Raw genomic sequence first — 2,191 nt, 5'->3', positions numbered from 1 at the left:
GCGACTTGGTTGTAGAGGTCACCAAGCGTGGATGAATGTTGCGTTGCCGTCGACTTTTTGGTGGCAGCTTTCTTCTTAGCCATGACAGTTCATTCCCTCTTCTAGAGTCTAAAAGTTTAATTCTCTAGCAATTGTTCTAACTACATAATGACGTGATGAGAATACGAGTCCGCATTGGCGCGGATCCAACGAATGGCCGCCTTTGCATCTCGCGTCGCAGCATAGGTGGGGCGGTTGTTGAACCAGTCTTCCGGCGAGATTGCTCGATCACCGTGCAATCGATAGTTGATTGAAAAGCAGACCCACCCTCGCTCGGCAAAATACTTTCCGGCACGAACCATTGATTTCATCAACGAATCCCCCGTCCAAAAACCGCCGGAATGGACCAGCAAAACGACGGGACGATTCTGCACGGTGGCTTCGTCTGGTTCATAAAGATCAAGCGTTAGATTTCTCGAAAAACAACGCTGCGGATCGGTGGGGTGATAGACCATCCCTTGAGCCTGGGGCCAGCCTCGAGTGACTTTCACTCGATACGTCGACTGTTTGAAAATCGAACCGATCGACTTTTGGTCATCGGAAGTTGTCTTGACCGGCGTCAGCGGCGACTGCGCCACCGCGTGCAAACCACTCGCCACAACGATCAACACCCCACATTAAACGCATCTTTGATTAGTTGCCATCGCTACCACGCTTGGAGCTTTGGGGGGAATGTGAACTCGATATTTCATCATTGGATTTGACCTGCCACACTCCCATGTTTAGCCCCCACTGTTATAGCCAAAATCGCAGCGTCGCGATGCTCCCTGCTGCCTAGTGGAGGCTCGAACTTGCACCGAGCTTCCGAGGGCAGAGAGTAAACGTCAGCTGTCCTTGCCACTATTTTCGTGAAGCGTACGTGGACAAATTCCCCTGCATTTTCCCCAGCACGTTTTGAGTCGCGTCCAGATCCGACTTTGAAATCCCCTTGAGCGTCGACTTCCGCAAGTCGTCCAGTAACGGAAGAACCTTGGCAAGCTTCTGCTCACCAAGGCGAGTCAATCCGATCATTGCAATACGTGCGTCTTCACTCGAGACACTCCGCTGGACCAATTTGTGTTCAACCAGTCGATCCAGCTGTCGTTTCACCGTCGTGGGATCACGAATCATGAGCGATGCCAACTCATTCATGCTGAGCGATTTGCCGGCATCCAACAAAGTGATCAGTGTCTGCGTTTCCTCAGGCGAAAACGGCCAACCGGCGTCCTTCAACACCGCTGCCATTGCCGAACGAATCAGGTAGGCAACTCGTCCGATTGCAAATCCAGGCGAAGACTCGGAATCAAAATGCATTTTCAACTCCTTGTGATTCTGGAACCGATAAGGCCGTCGGTCCCGCAAAGATCGGACGATACCAATCAAAGTAGCAGTAAATCAGCAAGGCACACGCGGCGAAATCGGGCAGCCCGATGACGAGGTACTGATGAGCGAAAAAGGTCACATACAGCAGGATATTGAACGCATAGGGCAGCGACATCAAAATCGCTAATGCCGCGATGCGTTGGAAAAACATCAAGCCACCAACGAGCGTCTTGAATAACCCCACCCAGAAAATTAGATAGCCCGTCTTGCCGATCGCGATCATGAAGCGGCCCACCTCATCGGGCGACTCGCCAACGGGATACCCGTTGATGGCAAAGCTCATCGTCATGATCCCCGTGCCAAACAGGAAGACTGCGAACAGGATTCGCGTCACCAAAGCGAGCCGAGGAAGTCGAACGCTGCGTTCTACGATTGAAGCCATTCCATTTCGTCCCAGTGAACGTCGAGGATCCGATTGAGAGCCTCTCACGACAAAGGCCTCCCTGCATACCTGCACATTACAGCATTTTCCCAGATTGTCAATCCTCGACGTTACTAGAGCGCGGAGTCCGTGTCATCCAAGGCAAACCGTTCGAGGAAAAGCTTGGTCGCAACGACATGTTCCCCTGCGGCAGCGGTCAGCGATTCAAACCTTGTTGCCTACGATCGGGGCGTCTGCAATGGCGTCGATCGCGGCGACTACTTTTTGAGAATAAGTTCTAAGACAAGTTCAGAGCGACCAACCGACGACAAACGGCCTCGATCACTGAATTTGGCTCAGCTCGAAGCGTTGACGACGTTGATTCAACCGAAGCGGGCTACCGCGATCGGTCACGGATCGTCGCGGTAG

4 protein-coding genes are annotated in these 2,191 nt (G+C 52.6%); 1 reads left to right on the top strand and 3 read right to left on the bottom strand.

Annotated elements, in window-relative coordinates; translation table 11 throughout:
• Positions 1–140: 140 nt before the first annotated feature.
• The 3 genes from ABX962_RS35110 to ABX962_RS35100 form a co-directional block, all read right to left on the bottom strand.
• Positions 141–650, bottom strand: a complete 510-nt coding sequence (locus tag ABX962_RS35110; protein ID WP_372726306.1) for a carboxylesterase family protein — start codon at positions 648–650, stop codon at positions 141–143.
• Between the two features lie 229 nt (positions 651–879).
• Entirely contained in the window at positions 880–1,332 is a 453-nt protein-coding gene (locus ABX962_RS35105; RefSeq protein ID WP_372726305.1) for a MarR family winged helix-turn-helix transcriptional regulator, read from the bottom strand.
• A complete protein-coding gene (locus tag ABX962_RS35100; protein ID WP_372726304.1) occupies positions 1,322–1,783 on the bottom strand; it encodes a hypothetical protein in 462 nt (153 codons plus the stop codon). Before ABX962_RS35100 ends, ABX962_RS35105 begins: the two co-directional genes overlap by 11 nt.
• Before the next feature lie 162 nt (positions 1,784–1,945).
• Here ABX962_RS35100 and ABX962_RS35095 point away from each other — a divergent pair, with 162 nt between their 5' ends.
• Positions 1,946–2,191: a hypothetical protein gene (locus tag ABX962_RS35095; RefSeq protein ID WP_372726303.1), complete on the top strand. Its 246-nt coding sequence runs from the start codon at positions 1,946–1,948 to the stop codon at positions 2,189–2,191.

Origin of the sequence: Novipirellula sp., assembly GCF_041583735.1 — a bacterium.
Lineage (GTDB): Bacteria > Planctomycetota > Planctomycetia > Pirellulales > Pirellulaceae > Novipirellula.
This window is presented reverse-complemented; position numbering and strand designations above follow the sequence as displayed.